The following is an 18,205-nucleotide window of genomic DNA, read 5'->3' as shown; positions in this document are numbered from 1 at the left end:
AGAATTCCAGAGAATTTCAAGTCAACCAGGAGAGAATTGCAGGGATTGATCCAAATCTCATTTCTCAGGCAAGATTGGCTGCCACCCAAAACAAGCTGTCTACCAAGATTGTACTCAAGACTGCACCAGCAAAAGCCCACCAGCAGCCCTGACGGGAATAGAGTGGTAAAACACTAACTCCCAAAAGTAACAGTGCCAGCATCACTGCCCAACTGGTTCCCCACGGAGTCTGAACGAGGGCGATCGCACTCTGGAAAACAGGACGTACCTGCTCTCCATCTACCTGCATGAGCTTGCGCCAATACGGAATTAAATTAACCAGATAGAAGTAAAGATCGGTCACTGCCGTACCGAACAGAGATCCCAAATAGAAGAAGCTACCAATGCGATTTTGATTGCGAGCGATCGCTACAATTGCAAACGGAAGCCCAATCGCTTCAACCGGAATGTGCCAGTAGGGTTCCCACCGCAACCACCCCCAATAAATAGAGCCAGCCAGCCAGGTCCAGGTAAATCCTAAAACCAGATCTCCCAACCAGAGCGTCTTGATGTGGCGTAAAAGTTGGGAGCCAATCCACCATAGAACGGGAGTAAACGCCAGGCTGACCCAGGGCAAAAACCGAACTAAGGGTGCCTGGATGAAGACTGGCACCGAAACTAAAAATATAGAACTTAAAAAGATTAGCCAACGACTCGCCGCTTTAATTTTACTGATTGCCAGCAGGCTACGCATTTCTATCGAGTAAGGCGGGGCTTCAGAGGAGTATGGGGTAGAAGGGGATGGGTAGGAAACCAATGGATTGTTAATATTTTTTATTTAATTTACTTTAATTAACATAGCATAGATTTCCCTCTATCCCCCCCTGGGGTATAAACATCCTCTATCCCGCCTTGAGGCATAAACATGAAGAGTTGGTTGAGTCTTCCAAGTTTTGCTGGGTTTGTGGCAATCTGAACAGAATGAGTAGAAGCCAGGTGGGATGCAGGTGATTTTGGGGAAAAAGCTGAATGAGTGGATTTGAGTTGATCCCAGGCAATCTAATCGGTGATCTGGGCTGGAGTGGTATTCTCGGTTCTGGTTACAGTCTTCTAGCCCAGGAAGGGCAAATCTCTGATACCTCTAGCCCGGGCTTATGGCTAAGTGTCTTTCAGGCATTTGTCCTCGGTATTGTTCAAGGCATCACTGAGTTTTTCCCTATTAGCAGCACCGCCCACTTACTGGTGGTTACCAAAGCGTTTGGCTGGAAGCTGCTTGGGCAAAAGTACTTCGTTGATGCGATTCAGTTTGGAAGTGTGATCGCGGTACTGATTTACTTTTGGTCGGATCTGATTCAGATTGTCAATGGATCCCGGATTGCTTTTCGTGAAAAGGATTGGAACCGGGAAGAGTGGAAGATTGCGGTTGGGATTCTGGCAGGTACCCTGCCCGCTCTGACCGTTGGCTATCTGCTCCGGGATATGATTCCTGAAAGCACCTTGGTGATTGGTTTAGCATCGATTGGGATGGCAATGCTGCTAGGGTTAGCAGAGAAGGTAGGCACCCGTAAGCGCCAGTTTGATGACCTGAAAATCAAGGATGGCATTCTGGTTGGGCTAGGGCAGATGCTGGCGTTGGTTCCGGGTGCGTCTCGCTCTGGGTCAACGCTAACAACGGCGCTATTTCTTGGTTTGGAGCGGCAAACCGCTGCCCGGTTTTCGTTTTTGTTAGGATTGCCAACCCTAGCGATCGCAACGTTGTATCAGTCTCGCAAAGCGTTTGTTGACCTGGAAATGCTGATTCCATTAGTGGTTGGGATTATTTCAACCTTTATTTTTTCGTACCTGTCGATCGCCTGGCTAATTCGCTACCTGCAACGCCAGAATACGTGGATCTTCGTATGGTACCGATTGGCATTTGGCACGGCTTTAATTGTTTTAGCCATCCAAAAAGTTCTGGAATAGATTGCTCTCTGTTGTGATGCTGAGGGACTGATTGAACCGAGCAAACGTTCTAACGCGCCAGGGTTCCAATACTCAAAACCTGAGCAAAGCCATCAAATTGGAGCCTATATAGCCTACAGCCAGAGGAGTTTGTTGCTGTAGCTGTTCCAAAATCTGGTTCAGGTGTTTGGGAAAATTGGCATGGTAGAGGTTCCACAGCTTTTCTCGTAGCTGGGTGAGAATGCAGTCGCCAGTCAGATCGTCGGTGCCAGGTCGCAGCATCCAATGGGTTCTCAGCACTTTGAAACCAGTAACCTCCTGATTCTGAACCGCCTGAATAATTTCTTGGGCTGCCTGTTCAACCAAAGAATTGGTAACGACTTTCTTGATCAATGGCTGCAAGGTAAATGCAGGCTGATCACCCATGAAGTAGCGTTCTAACAGCGATCGCCGTTCCAGCGCCGCAAGTCCTTCCAGCAGTAACGTCGGATCGGGTGATATCAACAGGTGGGTTTGCAGGCGGCAAAATGTAATTGGCTCTTGCCAGATTGCCAGCCAGTAAAGAATTTCCTGTTCCAGGTCAGAAAGGGGGTTAAGGGATTCTTGGAGAATGCTGCGCAGGCGATCGCCCATCACCAGGGTATTTTGATTCAAAAACGCCGCCACATCGCCTCCAAATCCAGTTTGGATCAATGGCATCGCGACTCTCAACGCTAAGGGATTACCCCGGTAAAGCTGGCTCAAAGCTAACAGGCTCAATGGTTTACCCGTCAATCCTCCAGCTTTCAACAACTCCAGCGCATCTACTGGTCGCAATCCTTTTAAGCTGAGATGATGAACCGTCTGGAGATTCCACTCCGGTGCATTTGGCTTCTCACGGCTGGTGATTAAAACGCAGCTTTGATGGCGATCTCGGCTCAATTGTTGGAGGAAGCCACTATATTCTTTAGCATTTTGTCTGGTTAAGACCGTTTCCAGTCCATCCAAAACCAGCAGGCAGCGGCGTTTCTGCAAGTGATCAATGAGTTGATTGATACCCTGCTGGAGGGTTTCAATCACAGTACCGCTCAGGCTATACAGCACCCTGTCTAACAGATCTACTAGCGAGGGAACATTGTGAAGCGATTTCCAAATCAAGCATTCAAAATGGGATTGAATTTGATCAGCCAAAGCCAGAGCCACGGCGGTTTTACCCATGCCAGCCAATCCACAAATTGCCACTAGCTTGCAGCGATCGCTGACAATCCGTTGCTTTAGCTGGTGCAATTCCTGACTGCGACCGTAGAAGTATTCCAGATCGGGCGCTTCGTTCCAATCAATCCAGGGAGTGGAGACATCCGATAAATCAGCATGGGTAGCGACCGCCTCCCACTCTGTAATCCCAACAACATTACAAATTGCAATAAAAATCTCTCGTTGGATGCGATCGCCCTGCCAGAAGCGGCGTAAGGTAGCTCTGGAAGTATGAGCATCCTGCCACCAACGGGCGGTGCTGGTCTTTGTCCAGCCCCGTCGCTGTCGTGCCTGGTCTACCAGTGCCAACCCAACCGCAGAAGCCCTCAGTGAGTTTCCCATGCGCGTGTTGTTTTATCCAGTTGGTTCCCATTCTGGCTTAAAGCCTAGCCGAAAACGAACAACTCCCAATCACGAACTCCTGAGTTTTTACCTCCCCTAAACCTGCAAGACCTTGGCAGGCTGTGTTACCCTAGCAGTACCTATGTCAAGGTAAAATGTTGAGTTCACTTAAGAGGAAACGATTATCGCAGCCCAGCAACAACTGATAAACCGTCAAATAAAGTCCCCTCAGGTCTTTTTGATTGACCATGAAAATAACAATCGTGGCTTGATTAGTACCCGTGAAGCCTTAGAGTTGGCTGAGAGCATGGAGCTTGACCTGGTAGTGGTTTCTCCTGGCAAAGACGCTCCAGTGGCTAAAATTTTAAACTATGGCAAACTTCAGTACCAGCAGAAAAAACGACAAAGCCAAAGCGCCCGCCCCACAGTCAAGGAAGTCAGGCTCCGTCCTAACATTGGTGAGTCGGATTACCAGCTAAATATTAATAAAGCGACTCAGTGGTTGGCAAAGGGCGACTCAGTGAAATTTTTAATTCGCTTGCGGGGGCGGGAAAATCAGTTCCGCGATCGCGCTGGAGTAATGTTAGAACGGATTGCTAGCGATTTAAGTGAGGCTGGTAAAGTACAGTCCATTGATAAACGCGCATTGATTGTGCAAATTACTCCTGCTTAGGTAAATACCAAAGCCCAGTCCTAAACCCAGGCAGTTTTTGAAAGGGCCTTTAAATAAACATTGAACGCTGATTTAGAGATGAACTGGGTGGGGATAGCAATCCCCACTTTTTTTATTTCTCTTTTTTATTTCTAAAATCATAACTGCGGGTGGATGAGTGGAAGGGTGTGCATGGGCTTATGCAAGGCGAAACGGCTTTATTATATTGACCAAGAAAAATTTCAGCCTCTAGCAATCTTTGGTTCAGTCCAGAGAGCTAAATTTTCCTATAGATACCGTGATCTCATAGGATTCAGTGAAAGCATGGTTCAGGACGATGGCTTGCAAAACCTGATTTTTGTTGAGCAAGCATTGACTTTTTGGTAGCTAAGGTTGCTGATAAGGTTTGGGGAAGCAGTTGGAGGCTGGAAGGGAGAGACACCTATGTCAATGGGGATTAATTTTGGACGGGAAATTTGTGGCAACCTGAATCAAGCAGAAATGCGGGAATGGCTGGTTACCAATGGAATCGGAGGCTATGCATCGGGCACGGTCGCCGGACTATTGACCCGACGCTATCACGGACTGCTGGTTGCAGCCTTGAAACCGCCCTTGGGTCGCACTCTCATGCTGGCAAAGCTGGATGATACGGTGCTGTATGGCGATCGCTTTTATCCTTTGCATACCAATCGCTGGGCAGATGGCACCGTGGGTCCTCACGGTTATCGCCATATCGAGCGTTTTACCCTGGAAGGAACCATTCCCACCTGGCGCTATGCCTGTGCCGATGCCTTGCTAGAAAAGCGGGTATGGATGCAACCAGGAACTAACACCACCTACGTTCATTACCAGCTATTGCGGGCAACTCAGCCACTCACGCTGACCCTAAAAGCAATGGTCAACTATCGGGACTATCACAGTAGCACCCAGGGAAACGGCTGGCGGATGACTATTTTGCCTACGGATCAAGGGGTAAATGTTTCTGCCTTTCCCGATGCAGTGCCCCTACGGCTGATGAGTAATTGTGCCGAAGTCACTCCCTCCCACGACTGGTACTACGACTATGATCTGGTAGCCGAATTTAGCCGCGGGCTAGATCACCACGATGACCACCTGCATGCCGCAACTTTTCAAGCCACACTGCAACCGGGGGCAACGCTGACCCTGGTTGCCAGCACTGAACAGCGTCCAGAATTGCAGGGAGAAGCGGCTCTCAAAGTTCGGCGTAGCTACGAGCAGAAATTGCTAGGAATCTGGAAGAGTAGCCGCCCGATTGATGCCAAGGAAATCCCTGCGTTTGCCAATCGTCTGGTGCTGGCTGGCGACCAGTTCATTGTCAGTCGCTCGTCCCTGGATGAACCCAGTGGAAAGACGATTATTGCAGGCTATCCCTGGTTTAGCGATTGGGGACGGGACACCATGATCAGCTTGCCAGGGTTGACACTGGCAACGGGTCGTCCCGAAATAGCCCGCTCCATCTTAAGAACCTTTGCCCGCCATGTTGACCAGGGGATGATTCCCAATCGCTTTCCAGATGCGGGGGAAGTGCCTGAATACAACACGGTTGATGCAACCCTCTGGTACTTTGAAGCGGTGCGGGCTTACTATGGTGTGACTGAAGACGATGATCTGGTGCAGGAACTTTTTCCGGCTCTGGCAGATATTATTGACTGGCACTGCCGGGGAACTCGCTACAACATTCATCTCGATCCAGCCGATGGGTTGCTCTATGCCGGAGAGCAAGGTGTGCAGCTAACCTGGATGGATGCCAAGGTGGGAGAGTGGGTGGTCACTCCCAGGGTTGGTAAGCCGGTAGAGGTCAATGCCCTCTGGTATAACGCTTTGCGAACAATGGGGAAGCTGGCGCGGCGGGTGGGCAAACCCCATCAGGAGTATGATGCGATCGCAGATCGCGCCCATGCCCGCTTTACGCGCTTCTGGAACCCCAGTTTGGGATACTGCTACGACGTTCTGGATGGACCAGGGGGAGATGATGCCTCCCTGCGCCCGAATCAGATTTTTGCCGTGTCTTTGCCAGAGAGTCCGTTAAATGCCACTCAACAGAAAGGAGTCGTTGATATCTGCGGTCAAGCCTTACTGACTTCTCATGGACTGAGATCGCTTGCCCCTGAGGATCCCCATTACCAGGGACATTATGGCGGTGACCAGCAGGCGCGAGATGGTGCTTACCATCAAGGTACGGTTTGGGGGTGGTTAATTGGTCCGTTTGTTCTGGCTCATTTGCGAGTGTATAACAATTCCGCCCAGGCACGGGCATTTTTAGAACCCATGGAAAACCACCTCTATGCCCACGGGATAGGGAATTTGAGCGAGATTTTTGATGGCGATCCTCCAATGACACCCAATGGCTGCATCGCCCAGGCATGGACAGTGGCAGAAGTGTTGCGTGCCTGGTTAGCGACTGAACACTCGTAGAAGAGAGGGGTGAGGAGTGTTTGCCTTTGGCGTTCCCGCAGGGTGGGGTGAGGAGTCATTGGTCACTTTCAACTCTCAACTTTCAACTTTCATCCTTCTTTAAAGCCTGACTCCCTTTAAACTGCTACGCGGATCAGAACTCCGAATCGAACGCAGTTTTTCGTAGTACTCGCGTTCAGTTGGTGTCAGGTCTTTCGGGGGAGTAATGACAACACGGACAATCTGGTCGGTGCGATCGCCCTTGGGAGTCCGCCAGCCCTTACCCCGCAGCCGTAAGGATTGCCCAGAGCGAATGCCAGCGGGTACATTCATGGTTACAGAACCATCGGGGGTAGGCACTTCTACCTGCGCCCCTAAAACCGCTTCCTCTGGCGAGATGGGTACTTCACAGAGCAGGTTGTCCCCATCAAACTGGAAAAAGGGGTGGGCAGTCACGTCTACTGTGAGATACAGATCGCCCCGTTGAGTGGTGTAATAGGGGCTGTGCTGACCTTTACCCTTAACCCGGATGCGGCTACCGGGTTTTGCACCCGGAGGAATTCGCACTTCAAACTCTTCTCGTCCTAGGACTAAACGCTTCTGAACGCCGTGAAACGCTTCTGAAAGGTTGAGCGTAATGGTTGCTTCGGTATCCAACCCAGTGCCCGTGCCGGTGTCAAACCCAGTCGAGTAACCATCAAACCCCGTAGGTCCCCGGGAGGTGCGGTATCCTGTCTGAGTTCCGCTACGTCCGCCAAACCCAGAACTGCCTGTGCCCATGCGTCCGAGCAGCTCGTTGATAAACTCTTCAAAGCTGCCGTATTGCCCAAACTCAAAGTTGTCGAAGTCTACGTTGGTAAAGGGCGATCGCCCGCCAGCTCCTGAGCCATAGGTTTCAGCCTGTTTCCAGTACTGACCAAAGCGGTCATACTTTTGCCGTTTATCCTGGTCTGACAACACTTCGTAGGCTTCGTTGACTTCTTTAAATCGGGCTTCAGCCACTTTATCCCCAGGGTTCATATCTGGGTGATACTTACGCGCCAGCTTGCGATACGCCTTTTTGATATCGTCGGCGCTAGCGGTTTTATTGATGCCCAGAATTGCGTAGTAGTCTTTGAAGTCAGTTGAAGCCATTCACGTCTCCTCTAAGGACTTCGTCTTCATCTTTATCTATAGCAGGGGTCAGGTGCCAGGTGTCAGGGGTCAGGGGGAAAGACCGTGGCACAAGGCTTGGTGCTTGCTAATGGGTCCTAATCCTGACATCTACCGCTATATCCGCATATATTTACCGTTTTGCTTTACAAGTTTGGATGTGTTTCTATGATGCCCCAGATAGGAGGCTATCTGCTTGCCCAGAACAACACCTTAGGAAAACAGGGTAGGAGAATCCTTTGCAGGAAACCCTACCCAATTTAAACTACACGTCGTCAGCGAACTAGCCGAACTCTCCTGATCTGCTAACCATTACCCACGTTGCCACCATTCAGGCTGACTTTGACCACTTTGTTCTTCTCTTCCTCCGCTTTCGGCAGGGTTAGATGAAGAATTCCATCTTCATAGTTGGCTTTGACTTCGGTGTTTTGGACGCGGGAGGGTAAAGGAATAACGCGCTGGAATTTGCCATAGAAGAACTCAGAGCGGAAAATGCCCTTTTCTTCTGTCTTCGTTTCTGATTTGCGCTCACCGCTAATTGACACTGAGTCAACCGCCACCTGAACATCCAGATCTTTAGTATCGATACCCGGTAATTCAACTTTGAGTTCAACGGCTTCTGGTGTTTCATGCATTTCAACCACTGGCATGAAACGTTCACCGTTACGGGGGCTGACTGGGGTCAAGGTGTCAAATAAGCGGTTCATTTCCCGTTGTAGACTGTCTATTTCCCGCAGTGGTTCCCAACGAATCAGTGACATAGATCTCGCCTCCTTGTAAGCATTGTTATGTGACTGTTAACAAGAAACGATTGAACCAATCCATTGAAGGGAAGGATTTGCTGTTTACCTCAGAAGGTTTTCTCCTGGTGTTCAATGGTTTCTTGTCTCTGATATCAGGCTATCAAGAATAATCAGCGTGATAGGTTCGGTCTTTGCTCTAGAACCTGGTCGCATTACCGTACTGAAAGAATCACTCTGCTGTCAAAGGCAACAGAGCCAGAATTTCTTCGGCAGCCCGATCGCAAACCCCTACCGTTCCTACCGCCTGCTGCATTTCCTGGTAGTCTTCTAACATCTTCTGGCGACGCTCCAGGTTGAGCAACAAATCCAGGGATTCCTGGGCGATCGCATCGGGGGTTGCCTGAAACTGAAGAAACTCTCTAACAATCGGTTTCATGCTCACCAGGTTGGGGGGTGAAACAAAGGGGGCTGAAAATTTGAGCAGGCGATGGGCAATCCAGCCGGTTAAGGGATTGAGTTTGTAAAGGACGACCTGGGGCACATTGAGTAGAGCAATTTCCAAATTGACCGTACCCGATTTCGTAATTGCCAGATCGGCAGCGGCGATCGCCTGAAGGGCAACAGAGGGGTTGCTCTCGGCCCCAGCCTTCTGTAAGGGAGAGTCTCCCAGTAGGGTGGCACGTAATCCATAGCGTTGAATGGCTGCCTCAATCTGGGAACGATACTTCTCCAATGCCAGGGGAACCCAAAAATGAACATTCGGCAACCGGGTTTGAATTTGCTGAGCAGCTTCAAATATCACCGGCATCAAATACTTGAGTTCCTGCTGGCGCGAAGCGGGGAACAGGACAATAGCGGTTTGTTCTGGCGGAATACCGAGGGTAGCACGGGCGGTTTCACGGGTGGGAGCCGTTTCCATACGGTCTACCAGCGGATGCCCGACCCAGGTGACCTTTCCCCCTTTACGACGGTAATAATTGGCTTCTTCAGGAAAAATCGCCAGGATCAGATCGGTGGCATTGACAATCCGATCAGTATTGTAGGAACCCACTGACCATACCCACTCCTGAGGTGCAATATAGTAAGCGATGGGCACCTGGGGCAGATGCCTGGAGAGATAGTTACAGAAGGCAATGTTGGGTGCCATGTAGTCAATCAGCACCACCAGATTGGGCGGCTGTTTTTGGAGATACTGCTTGATTTGGCGCTGAATTTTTAATGTGGGCAGCATGTAGGGAAGCGACTCAAAAATACCCATTGAGCCGATCGCGCTGGTTTGTGCCAGCAGGGTTGCGCCCGCCGCCGCCATGCGATCGCCCCCCAACGCCAGAATTTCTAACTCTAGCCCTCTTGCCTGCGCTTTCCGTTTCAGCGCTTCAATTAGAAGCGAACCCTGGAGGTCGCCGGAAACTTCGCCAGTGCTGATGAAAATACGGGTGGGGGATATCGGGTCGGGGGGGTGGTTCATCCAGCCTTTCAGCAACACGTTCAATCCTCTTCACCCAACGTTCCCACTCGCCTGCCTGGGATCAGTCCCCGCCGCCCCGGTTGCTGGGATGCCTGCAAGAATTGGTAAAGGTGCTGCAAGTGTTCAGTGTCCAGTAAGCCCTGAAGTTGCTCCAAGGCTTCGCTCAGAGGCAACCCGGAACGGTAGAGAATTCGGAATGCTTTTTTGAGGGAGCGGAGGGTCTGTCCCTGTTCTGCCTCACCGAAACCTGACCGTTTTAGCCCCACCAGATTGAGCGATCGCACCCGTGCTGGGTTGCCTTCTACCAGCATAAAGGGAGGAACATCCCGGTTGATGCGGGTCATGCCACCCACCATTGAATGCCGCCCAATGTGAACAAATTGATGCACTCCTAGAACCCCACTAATGCGGGCTTTTGACTCCACAATGACATGTCCAGACAAAGCAACCGAGTTGGCAATAATCACCTGGTCTTCAATCACACAGTTATGTCCAACATGGCTGTATGCCATCAACAGATTCCCATTACCCAGGGCAGTCACCTCTCCTGTAAAAGTAGGTCGGTTGATGGTGACATATTCCCGAATGCAGTTATCATCCCCAATTCTGACTAAACTTTCAGAGCCATCGTATTTCAGGTCTTGAGGCTCCAGCCCGATCGCAGCCCCCGGAAAAATTTGATTGCGTGCGCCAATTTCTGTCCAACCATCAAGAACCACATGGGGTCCAATCGTTGTCCCTGGACCCACCTTGACTCTGGCACCAATGACGGCGTATGCACCCACCTGTACGGTTGGATGCAGTTCTGCATCGGAATGAATTACTGCCGTTGGATGAATCAAAGTTGTCATAGGAATGGTGAACGAAGAATGATGAGCTGCGGAAACTCAGCCTAATCTACCAGAGAAAACATCAGTTCGCCTTCCGCAGCCAATTGCCCGTCAACTTCGGCACGACCTTGCATCTTGCCAAAGCGACGCTTTTTAACCCACAACAGTTCTACCGTCATCACCAACTGATCACCCGGCACCACTGGACGACGAAACCGCACTTTATCAATCCCAGCGAACATGAACAGTCCTTCCTGAACATCTGTCATTTGAGTTAGGACAATGCCGCCCACCTGCGCCATTGCTTCAACAATAAGCACACCGGGCATAATTGGACGACCAGGAAAATGTCCCTGAAAATGAGGCTCGTTGAACGTGACATTTTTAATGCCAACCGCGCGTTCACCAGGAACGTATTCAATAATCCGGTCAACCAGAGAAAAGGGATAACGGTGAGGCAGAAGTTTATGGATTTCCTCAATCGGAAGAATGATCTTAGATGCTGCCTGAGCATGGTCTGCCTTGAAATCTCCCGCCTCTCCAGACTTGGGGGTTTCCATATAACTGGGGGCTGCACCGGGAGTATTGGCATCAGTAAGAATCGACATGGGCTGGGGTTTTTACTAAGTGGTTGAACAGGTCGGGAATGGGTTGTCAGTGCCAAGAATCATGGGTAGCTAACCACTAACCGCTAATCAGGGTTTGAGCCAGCGATCGCGCCAGTTGGGTATGTAAATGGTGGCTGGCTTTATACGCCAAAAAGTGAGCTGTGGGAAAATATCCCAATAAACTTAAGTCTCCCACTAAGTCTAAAAGTTTATGACGTACTGGCTCATTTGCAAATCTCAACGGCGGGTTGAGCCAGCCGTCCGCTCCACAAACCAGGGCATTGTCGAGGCTGCCACCTTTAATTAATCCCTGGCTCCGCAAATACTCAATCTGGTGGAGCAAGCCAAAGGTACGGGCTGGGGCGATCTCTTCAATAAATGGGGTATCCATTGACCAGCTATGCCACTGATTCCCAATCGCAGGCAGGTCGAAGTCAATTCCATAGGTGAAGCCGGTTTCACTGGCGGGAAGAGCCGCTACAAAGGCATCTCCTTCCCGAATCCAGACAGGTTCTTGAATCAACCCGGTGGGGCGTGGTTGGGGTTGGGGGTTAAGTCCCACTTGGGCGATCGCCGCTGCCCACTCTACCGCAGAACCATCTAGCAGAGGCACCTCTGGTCCATTCAGTTCAATCCGGGCATTGTCTACACCCATCGCTGCCAGGGCTGCCAGCAAATGTTCCACAGTCCGAACGGTCGCCTCTCCCTGAGCCAATTCCGTCGAAAGGGCAGTTTGGCTGACTGCCTTCACCGTCGCCGAAATTTCTGGCGCATGGGGTAAATCGACCCGCACGAAGTAACGCCCCTGCCCAGGGGAGGCGGGGAAAACCGTCACTTGCACAGGCAAACCTGTATGTAGCCCTACGCCTGAGCAAGTAAACTCCCTTGCCAGAGTGTGTTGAAAAGATGCCTGCTCAAGCTCGATCGGATGATGGTGAATAGTCGATGAATGATGGCTGACTTCTACCTCCATTAGAAGCGCTCCCCAATGCCAAAGTGGAACCGAGTATCGCCCTCGTTATTGATAGCGAAGTCGATCCGAATCGGTCCCAGCGGCGACTGAACCCGAACCCCGGCACCAACGCCCAGCCCACTCCCTGGCTTATTCCGAACCCCACCAGGATCGCCCAGCACACTGCTCTGACTACCAAAGTCAGTTGCCGCATCGACAAACAAGGCACCAGAAATAATTGCAAAAATCGGGAAGCGATACTCGACAGTTGCCTGGAGGTAAGAGCGGGCGGCTGCCAGATCACCCTCATCATATCCCCGGACTGAGTTGGAACCGCCCAAAGCGAAGGCTTCATAGGGAGGTAGATCACCAATCACCGTCCCAGCTTGAACATTGAAGGCCAAGGTTTGGGGGCATTGGGCTGCGGTTGGATTCTGCTCACGGCAACCCGGGGTAAACCGGATAAACTGAGTCGGAATGTAGTAGCTGTACCCCGCCCGTACCCGATTACCGAATACATTACCTAGACCAAAGGGCAACCACTGCTCCGTGCCTGCACGGAGTAGAGAACCGCGCGTGGGACGTAAAGGATCGTCCCGTAGATCGCGCACAACCCCAAATTGAATACTGAACAGGTCATCCTTACCTTGTCCACTAAAGCTAAGCGGATCTCCCAGTTCATCAACAGGACTGGTATCACCCTCAGAGTTAGTGATTTGCACCCGTTGATACTGAAGCCCCAAGGAAGCTGCCCATTCTGCCCGCTCATAGGGATTGCCATTCAATGGACGAGAGAACGTAACACCACCACCAGTCCTTACGACACGAGGGCGATCGCGGTCTCCATCGTTATCAGGCGGTAATCTCACTTCCGGATCGCCACCATCAAAGATCAAAGAAATCGTGCGCCGCCGGAATAGGTTGACGGTATAAGAAGTCCGGAAGGGGTCCCCCCCAATCCAGGGGTCTGTAAAGCTTAGATCAAACAGCAGCGCATTCCGGGTCCCAATCTGGACTTCGGCACCCAGCCTTTGGTTGTTGCCGCCAAAGTTTTGCTGCTGGAAGCTGACTGTTCCAAACAGTCCACTGGCGGAGCTGATACCCGCACCCGCCGCGATCGAGCCTGTATTCTTCTCAGCCACATTGGCTACCACCACCACTCGACGGGGATCCTGCCCTGGCTGGAGCGACAGCTTCACATCTTCAAAGATGCCTAGCCCAAAGACCCGTTGCAGATCTCTCTCAACCTGGGCACGATTAAACACATCCCCTGATTTCGTTTGAAACTCACGGGTGATGATAAATTCTCGCGTCCTGCCACGAATGGGTTTACCCTCCGCATCCTGGGCATCCCCTTCTTTATTGACAAACCGAACCTGGATGTCCTCAACCACCCCCTCAGCCACTTCCAGCGTGACAACCCCATCGGGAGAAACGCGAGGCGCATCCACAACCTGTGCCAGGACATACCCACTGTCCTGATACCATTTGTTGACTTGCTTGATGCCTTCCTGCAACCGCACCAAATTCAGCACACTGCCGTACTGATCCTTAAAAGCATCTTCAACCACGGTGTCGGGTAAAACAGTGGTTCCTTCTACTTGCACTTTCTCAAGTACCGGGTTCAACGTCACTTCAAAGGTGACTCGCACCCCTAAAGGAGTATCTTCTGGCACTGCCCGCACATTTGAGAAATAGCCCGTGGCAAAGATAGCATTAATATCTTCCTGAAGCTGAGAGCGCGTTGTAGTGAGACCAGGCTGAGTCCGGATGACCTTGTAAACTTCATCCTGAATCTGAATCTGCTCCTCTACCCCCCTCACGTCAACCTCCGCCACCAGAACCCTCGGTTCTGGCTCTGGTTCCTGGGTCTCTTCAGGAGGGATGGTGGGAACTGGTTGATCTGGAGTAGGAACGGGGGTTTCAGCCGGTGCAGGTTCTGTAGTCGGAGCGGGTTCACCCTCTTGCACCTCTGGTGGAAGGGTCAGAGTCGGAGAGGGTGAGGACGGCTGCTGAGGAGTGAGTTGAAGTTGGTCAGGAGTTGCCTGAAGCGGAGTCCCTGCATCCCCTGGGAGAAGTGGTTGGGGGGTACCTGGACCCTGTGCCTGAAGGGTTTGTACCTGAAGCAATTGACTGGGAGAAAGCCCTTTACTATCAGTGCGCCTACCATCAGTGCGAATCACGGGCTTTACTTCTGGCAAAGCCGTGCCACCTGGCAGGACAGGAGCACCGGCACCAACATCAATTGGCTTACGTGTAGGGGGTCCTCCTGTCGTCAAAGGATAGGAGTGAGTGGACTCCTGACCGGATGAGGAGAGGCTTGCGGTCTGCCCTTTGGCAGAATTGGATAAACCGAGAGTTGCTGCGGTGGCAAGGAAAGCCACCAAAACCGGAGAAAAACGCATCTTGTTCACACTGGTTGGCACGTCCACACACCAAGTCCTGCTCAAGGCAGGTTCCACAAAACAGTATCAGGCAAAAATGTAACTTGATGTAAACCCTGAAATTTTACCTCATAGATGGGTACCAATACTTAAAGCCTGTCCGAAAAATGGTTTAGGGGACTTAACCCTTTAAGCCATCGGCAAACCGAAGAGATTTTCCCATAGATTTTTAACCTGAACCAGCCAAAATCCTGTCTCTTAGGAATGAGAATTAAATACCACTGGCTTTTGTAGGATGGGTTGAGTTTACGAAACCCAACATCTACGGGAGCGTTGGATTACCCTGCGGGAAGCAAGCTATAGCGTTTTTGAATCCAGTGAGGTACATGGATAGCCGTACAAAGCTTGAGTCAAACAGATGAGATGTACCTCACCCAGAAAGGAAACGCTATATATGCTATTGCTACGCAACGCTAACGCGACCAACCGTTAAGTTAATTGATCCACGAGTCTTAGTGAGGATTTTGACTAAGAATGGACTGGGTTCTAAATAGTTCCCGGCTTCCAGTCCCTCCTTCAAATCCCAAATTTAAAAGCATCATCCGTTAGAACCCAAAACCCTTTGCAAGACTTGCTTGTAAGCGGATTCTACCTCGCCCAAATCATGGCGAAATCGATCCTTGTCCATTACCCGTTTGGCTGGGTCGGTTTCTGCCTGGTTCCACAGCCGACAGGTATCTGGGCTAATTTCGTCTGCCAGAATCAACTGTCCCTGACGATTCAGTCCAAATTCCAATTTGAAGTCCACCAGGGTAATGCCGCAGTCTTGAAAGAAAGCACTCAAAATCCGATTAATCTGCAATGCCAGCGATCGCAGTTGGTCAACCTGCTCCGGTGTTACCAGTTCCAGTAAAAACAGGCGATCGCGGGTCAGGAGCGGGTCACCCAGGGCATCGTTTTTGTAGTAGAACTCTACCAGTGGTTCGGGCAGCACTTTCCCAACAGGTAAGCCGGTTTCCCGACAAAGGCTCCCCGCTGCCATATTTCTCACCACCACTTCTAAGGGGATGATGGTGACTGCTTGGACGTGCATTTCCTGGTCGCTGACCTGGCGGATAAAGTGGGTTGGAACGCCTGCCGTTTCCAGTCTTTGTAGTAGATGACTGGTAATGGCACAGTTAATCGCTCCTTTGCCCTGGATGCTACCCCGTTTTTGGGCATTGAAGGCAGTTGCATCATCCTTGAAATAGGTCAGTAAGACATCGGGATCATCCGTTGTGTAGAGGATTTTCGCCTTGCCTTCGTAAAGCTTATGACGAACACTCATGAAGAAATTGTGATGGACGTGGATTGCCGCAAGTATTTAAGAAGATTGGAAGGAGGGTTTGGCACCGCTACCGCATCTTCTTAAGGAATTTTAATTGTAACGCCTGCTGAAAGCTTCCTACCAAAAGCCTCATCCAAGCAAGTCTTAACTGGGATGCACCTGTCTTACAGCAGTTTTTAGACGAGTGCCACACAATGAATGCTGTTATATGTAAGGCACAACCAACGTTCTGTGTGGCATACACAAATGAAAATTGCTGTAACTTTGCGATCGCCTGAGTCCCTGACTATAATTTCTGGATGAAACTTCCGTATTTGACGACTGCTCTTTCGACTGGCGCGTTGCTGGTGAGTGGCTGCTCTCTGGTTGAACAGCCCATTGCTGCGATTTCAACCCCGGACATAACGCCTTCCCCAGCGATGTCACCATCGGATAATTATGCTGCTGCCCTCAACCTTGCCTGGGAAGCAGCGGTGGTAGTGCAAAAACCACCCCACCCTGCTCAGATCTGGCAGGAAGCCAGGGTGAAATGGCGGCAGGCAATCCGGCTGCTAGAAACGATTCCACCGGATAGTGATATTTTTGTCAAATCAAAGGAAAGATTAACTATCTACCGTAAAAACTATGCGGCAATTGATCACCGCCTTATCAATGAACAAAAAGCGGCTGAACATTTGAAACAGGCACATATGCTGGCATGGCAGGCAGCCGTTACCGTGCAAAACCCACCCCATCCCCTCAAAGTCTGGCAACGTGCCAGCCTCAAGTGGCAGGAGGCGATCGCCCTCATGGAGCAGATCCCAAAAAACACGTCTGCCTACACCATCAGCCAGAGAAAATTACCCATTTATCGCAAAAACTACCGTGCTATTAACCAGCGGATAGCTACCGAAAAGCTGGCACTCCAGACCCTCAAGCAGTTTTCCAATCTGACCAACCAACTTAATGAGATTTCCAACAAAGCGTTGCCTGATGCAAACCAGGTGGGCATTGGCTATTCAGAATACACTCGTCAGGTGCAGCAGCTAGAAATTGCCCTGGCACGATTTGCCAATCAGCCAGGGGCAGAAAAACATCCAGCTTACGGGCTGTTTAAGTCAGCGATCGCCGACTTCAAGGTTGTCACGCGCATTTGGCAGGCATACCTCGACTACAAAGAGGACAATGCCCAGTGGCTCTATGGTGATGCATTTAATCATCTCGTTCCCCTCCCCCCCTCCGAAGTCAACGCCTTGGTGAAGAAATACGGCATCGAACCCTACTCAGGCAACACGAAGGTTTCCCTCCGCTTTGCTGCCTGGACAATTTGGGGACAGGTAGGGCGGCGAATTCGGAAGGTGGAGTGAGGGGAGTTGTTGGTTGTTAGTTGTTGGTTGTTAGTTGTTGGTCGTTAGCTTTTAGCTTCAAAGCCCCAGTTGAGTAGCCGCTCCGTCTCTCGTGCACTGCACAATGTCAACGGCATGACCTTACCCAAAAAATTTCCTTTTTCGCTTGACTTTCAAGACAATCGCTACGAGGCGGGCGATCGCACTACGCGAGAGATGGCGATCTCGATGTTAGGCGATGTTTCGCCAACAATATTCTCGCTTCAATTACTCCTGTATGGAGAACTGTCCTGTCGAATGCAATACTTCCATTTCAAGTGGTTGAGTTCAAACAAACTGAATTAATTCTGCCATTCACCAAAGAAAGCGACTAGGGCGAGCGTTCCAATAATTCCTAATCCCACACCGAAATTAGTACCAGACCCACATGAGTCAGCAGATGACATTGCAAAGGAACTGGAAAACCAGAAAATTCCAAAAGCTAGAACTACCCATTTGTAAATCCGTTTAAGAAATTTGCTGACAGCTTCCATCGTATTTTTGTTGTGAACAATCCTGTTATTATATTTTCCTTTGAGGAAGTGACTTTTAATCTTAATCTTCTGAAAGGTTGAAAGTTCAACCAATCAAGCATTTGGGAGGATTATGAAGTAGTGATTCTGCTAAATCAAACTCAGCTGACTGCCTGGCAGAAGTGAGATTTCATCCTCTCGCCGTAGCGATTGTCTTGAAAGTCAAGCGGAAATGAAAAATTGATGGGATTGAGATTTGAGCAGGACAAAATAGATTGCTCAATCCTCTTCTATTGAGCAACCAAAAGGTAACAACCAAGCGTGAGTCCCATTAACTAGGAT

General features: G+C 50.5%; 15 protein-coding genes. 5 read left to right on the top strand and 10 right to left on the bottom strand.

The window, feature by feature from the left end; all coding sequences use genetic code 11:
* Window positions 1–64: 64 nt before the first annotated feature.
* Complete coding sequence (locus AC1S52_RS20625; RefSeq protein WP_482030931.1) at window positions 65–733, bottom strand: DUF3120 domain-containing protein; 669 nt, start codon at window positions 731–733, stop codon at window positions 65–67.
* 275 nt (window positions 734–1,008) lie between these two features.
* On the opposite strand from AC1S52_RS20625, the gene AC1S52_RS20620 reads away from it, so the two are divergent.
* Window positions 1,009–1,941 carry an undecaprenyl-diphosphate phosphatase gene (locus AC1S52_RS20620; RefSeq protein ID WP_482030930.1) on the top strand — a complete coding sequence of 311 codons (933 nt, stop codon included), beginning with the start codon at window positions 1,009–1,011 and terminating at the stop codon, window positions 1,939–1,941.
* A gap of 72 nt (window positions 1,942–2,013) precedes the next feature.
* On the opposite strand, the gene AC1S52_RS20615 is transcribed toward AC1S52_RS20620, so the two are convergent.
* Window positions 2,014–3,495 (bottom strand): NB-ARC domain-containing protein, encoded by a 1,482-nt coding sequence (locus AC1S52_RS20615; protein ID WP_482030929.1) that lies wholly within the window; start codon window positions 3,493–3,495, stop codon window positions 2,014–2,016.
* 181 nt (window positions 3,496–3,676) lie between these two features.
* On the opposite strand from AC1S52_RS20615, the gene infC reads away from it, so the two are divergent.
* Both infC and AC1S52_RS20605 read left to right on the top strand, forming a co-directional pair.
* Window positions 3,677–4,168, top strand: a complete 492-nt coding sequence (gene infC / locus AC1S52_RS20610) for a translation initiation factor IF-3 (protein WP_482030973.1) — start codon at window positions 3,677–3,679, stop codon at window positions 4,166–4,168.
* Window positions 4,169–4,591: 423 nt separating this feature from the next.
* Window positions 4,592–6,583, top strand: a complete 1,992-nt coding sequence (locus AC1S52_RS20605; RefSeq protein WP_482030928.1) for an amylo-alpha-1,6-glucosidase — start codon at window positions 4,592–4,594, stop codon at window positions 6,581–6,583.
* Window positions 6,584–6,682: 99 nt separating this feature from the next.
* Here AC1S52_RS20605 and AC1S52_RS20600 read toward each other — a convergent pair whose 3' ends face one another.
* The 8 genes from AC1S52_RS20600 to purC all read right to left on the bottom strand — a co-directional run bounded on the left by AC1S52_RS20600 (window position 6,683) and on the right by purC (window position 16,026).
* Window positions 6,683–7,696, bottom strand: a complete 1,014-nt coding sequence (locus AC1S52_RS20600) for a DnaJ C-terminal domain-containing protein (protein WP_482030927.1) — start codon at window positions 7,694–7,696, stop codon at window positions 6,683–6,685.
* Between the two features lie 323 nt (window positions 7,697–8,019).
* Window positions 8,020–8,475 carry an Hsp20/alpha crystallin family protein gene (locus AC1S52_RS20595; protein WP_482030926.1) on the bottom strand — a complete coding sequence of 152 codons (456 nt, stop codon included), beginning with the start codon at window positions 8,473–8,475 and terminating at the stop codon, window positions 8,020–8,022.
* Between the two features lie 211 nt (window positions 8,476–8,686).
* Window positions 8,687–9,943 carry a lipid-A-disaccharide synthase gene (gene lpxB / locus AC1S52_RS20590; RefSeq protein ID WP_482030972.1) on the bottom strand — a complete coding sequence of 419 codons (1,257 nt, stop codon included), beginning with the start codon at window positions 9,941–9,943 and terminating at the stop codon, window positions 8,687–8,689.
* A 2-nt stretch (window positions 9,944–9,945) separates the two neighbouring features.
* Window positions 9,946–10,776 carry an acyl-ACP--UDP-N-acetylglucosamine O-acyltransferase gene (lpxA, locus tag AC1S52_RS20585; RefSeq protein ID WP_482030925.1) on the bottom strand — a complete coding sequence of 277 codons (831 nt, stop codon included), beginning with the start codon at window positions 10,774–10,776 and terminating at the stop codon, window positions 9,946–9,948.
* 41 nt (window positions 10,777–10,817) lie between these two features.
* Entirely contained in the window at window positions 10,818–11,363 is a 546-nt protein-coding gene (gene fabZ, locus AC1S52_RS20580) for a 3-hydroxyacyl-ACP dehydratase FabZ (RefSeq protein WP_482030924.1), read from the bottom strand.
* Window positions 11,364–11,439: 76 nt separating this feature from the next.
* On the bottom strand, window positions 11,440–12,336 hold the full coding sequence (gene lpxC / locus AC1S52_RS20575; protein ID WP_482030923.1) for a UDP-3-O-acyl-N-acetylglucosamine deacetylase: 897 nt from the start codon (window positions 12,334–12,336) through the stop codon (window positions 11,440–11,442).
* On the bottom strand, window positions 12,336–14,720 hold the full coding sequence (locus AC1S52_RS20570) for a BamA/TamA family outer membrane protein (RefSeq protein WP_482030922.1): 2,385 nt from the start codon (window positions 14,718–14,720) through the stop codon (window positions 12,336–12,338). The genes lpxC and AC1S52_RS20570 overlap by 1 nt, the downstream gene beginning before the upstream one ends.
* Before the next feature lie 577 nt (window positions 14,721–15,297).
* Window positions 15,298–16,026 carry a phosphoribosylaminoimidazolesuccinocarboxamide synthase gene (gene purC, locus AC1S52_RS20565; RefSeq protein WP_482030921.1) on the bottom strand — a complete coding sequence of 243 codons (729 nt, stop codon included), beginning with the start codon at window positions 16,024–16,026 and terminating at the stop codon, window positions 15,298–15,300.
* Window positions 16,027–16,325: 299 nt separating this feature from the next.
* Here purC and AC1S52_RS20560 point away from each other — a divergent pair, with 299 nt between their 5' ends.
* Together AC1S52_RS20560 and AC1S52_RS20555 are read left to right on the top strand one after the other, a co-directional pair.
* Complete coding sequence (locus AC1S52_RS20560) at window positions 16,326–17,372, top strand: hypothetical protein (protein ID WP_482030920.1); 1,047 nt, start codon at window positions 16,326–16,328, stop codon at window positions 17,370–17,372.
* 114 nt (window positions 17,373–17,486) lie between these two features.
* Complete coding sequence (locus tag AC1S52_RS20555; RefSeq protein ID WP_482030919.1) at window positions 17,487–17,696, top strand: hypothetical protein; 210 nt, start codon at window positions 17,487–17,489, stop codon at window positions 17,694–17,696.
* The last annotated feature ends 509 nt before the right edge of the window (window positions 17,697–18,205 follow it).

This window comes from Kovacikia sp. CALU 1929 (genome assembly GCF_056784235.1).
Note: the sequence above shows the minus strand (reverse complement) of the source record. Positions and strands in the feature narration are given on the sequence as shown.

What these genes read in the sequence shown, in the direction of transcription:
- AC1S52_RS20625 (WP_482030931.1), bottom strand. Translation starts at nt 733, where the DNA reads ATGCGTAGCCTGCTGGCAATCAGTAAAATTAAAGCGGCGAGTCGTTGG.
- AC1S52_RS20620 (WP_482030930.1), top strand. Translation starts at nt 1,009, where the DNA reads ATGAGTGGATTTGAGTTGATCCCAGGCAATCTAATCGGTGATCTGGGC.
- AC1S52_RS20615 (WP_482030929.1), bottom strand. Translation starts at nt 3,495, where the DNA reads ATGGGAAACTCACTGAGGGCTTCTGCGGTTGGGTTGGCACTGGTAGAC.
- AC1S52_RS20605 (WP_482030928.1), top strand. Translation starts at nt 4,592, where the DNA reads ATGTCAATGGGGATTAATTTTGGACGGGAAATTTGTGGCAACCTGAAT.
- AC1S52_RS20600 (WP_482030927.1), bottom strand. Translation starts at nt 7,696, where the DNA reads ATGGCTTCAACTGACTTCAAAGACTACTACGCAATTCTGGGCATCAAT.
- AC1S52_RS20595 (WP_482030926.1), bottom strand. Translation starts at nt 8,475, where the DNA reads ATGTCACTGATTCGTTGGGAACCACTGCGGGAAATAGACAGTCTACAA.
- lpxA (WP_482030925.1), bottom strand. Translation starts at nt 10,776, where the DNA reads ATGACAACTTTGATTCATCCAACGGCAGTAATTCATTCCGATGCAGAA.
- fabZ (WP_482030924.1), bottom strand. Translation starts at nt 11,363, where the DNA reads ATGTCGATTCTTACTGATGCCAATACTCCCGGTGCAGCCCCCAGTTAT.
- lpxC (WP_482030923.1), bottom strand. Translation starts at nt 12,336, where the DNA reads ATGGAGGTAGAAGTCAGCCATCATTCATCGACTATTCACCATCATCCG.
- AC1S52_RS20570 (WP_482030922.1), bottom strand. Translation starts at nt 14,720, where the DNA reads ATGCGTTTTTCTCCGGTTTTGGTGGCTTTCCTTGCCACCGCAGCAACT.
- purC (WP_482030921.1), bottom strand. Translation starts at nt 16,026, where the DNA reads ATGAGTGTTCGTCATAAGCTTTACGAAGGCAAGGCGAAAATCCTCTAC.
- AC1S52_RS20560 (WP_482030920.1), top strand. Translation starts at nt 16,326, where the DNA reads ATGAAACTTCCGTATTTGACGACTGCTCTTTCGACTGGCGCGTTGCTG.
- AC1S52_RS20555 (WP_482030919.1), top strand. Translation starts at nt 17,487, where the DNA reads ATGACCTTACCCAAAAAATTTCCTTTTTCGCTTGACTTTCAAGACAAT.